Origin of the sequence: Curtobacterium sp. MCBA15_016 (assembly GCF_001865105.1) — a bacterium.
In the GTDB taxonomy this organism is placed as follows: domain Bacteria; phylum Actinomycetota; class Actinomycetes; order Actinomycetales; family Microbacteriaceae; genus Curtobacterium.
Map to the genome: position 1 here is coordinate 1,725 of NZ_MJGR01000035.1, position 1,129 is coordinate 2,853.

Here is a 1,129-nt window from a genome sequence, read left to right on the forward strand (position 1 = left end):
TACCAGCAGATCGCCGACGAACTCGAGCTGCCGGTGTCGACGGTGCGTGGGCTGCTCGCTCGTGCCCGTCGGTTCCTGACCGTGGAGATGGAGGCATGGCGATGAGCGACATCGACGATGTCCCCGTGCCCGAGGACGACCTCGACGGTCACACGATGGAGGAGCTCGCGGAGTACCTCGATCGTGGCCGGTCACCACGCGACCCCGCCATCGAGGGCTCCGCCTCCTGCCGACTCGCCCTGTCGAACATGGAGCGGCTGCGCGAGCTCTCCCTCGGCGCCCTGCAGTACCGGGCCGACGCCGAGCCGGACCGTGAGACCGACTGGGTCGACCGGTTGCTCGCGACGATCCGCTCCGAGGTCCGCCCCGGTCGGGACGTGCCCGTCCCCCACCCCGATCCCCGACTCCGCCTGTCCATGACCGAGGCCGCCGTCCGTGGACTGGTCCGGCGGACCGGCGACACGATGGGCGGGGTCGTGATGGGCAGCTGCACACTCGACGGTGAACTCGGCGACCCCGGGGCCCCCGTCCACGTGCGCGTGACCGCCGGACTCGTCTACGGGGCGCCCGCGGACGAGACCGCCGACCGCCTCCGGGTGCGGATCGCCGCGGCGCTCGCACGCCACACCACCCTGACCGTTGCGTCCGTCGACGTGGTGTTCGACGACGTCTACCTGCCGTAGGAGCCCGACGTGAGCGACGAAGCGCTGTCCCGAGCCCTCACCGACCGGATCCGGAGCGTCCCCGGCGTCACGGGCGTGTACCCGACGAGGCCGATCGTGCACGCGGCCGCGGAGGCCGTCGCGTCGACCTTCGCGCTGCAGGAGCCCGACGTGCTCGTCGACGTGCACCGCGACGGGTCGGCGCTCCGGATCGGGGCGGGGATCGCCGTCGACGACGCACGTCCGGCACCGGAGACGGTCCGTGAGGTGGGCGAGCGCATCCGTGACCTGGTCGACGAGCGGACGGGCGCCCCAGCCGACCTGGTCGAGGTGACGATCCGGCTCGTCGAGGGCATCGGCGGACCGGTCGACGAGTCGGCCGGTCCCGATGCGGACGAGCACGTCGCGACCCCCGGCTGACGGAGGCCGTGCCGCCCTCGACGCACCGAGGACGGACGGGAGGCGCG

Annotated in this window: 2 protein-coding genes; both read left to right on the forward strand. The window is 73.1% G+C overall.

Annotation, left to right across the window (positions count from 1 at the left end; translation table 11 throughout):
• The first annotated feature begins 101 nt into the window (after positions 1-101).
• Entirely contained in the window at positions 102-683 is a 582-nt protein-coding gene (locus BIV03_RS19820; protein ID WP_175475901.1) for a hypothetical protein, read from the forward strand.
• 9 nt (positions 684-692) lie between these two features.
• Complete coding sequence (locus BIV03_RS15760; RefSeq protein WP_071296379.1) at positions 693-1,082, forward strand: hypothetical protein; 390 nt, start codon at positions 693-695, stop codon at positions 1,080-1,082.
• The last annotated feature ends 47 nt before the right edge of the window (positions 1,083-1,129 follow it).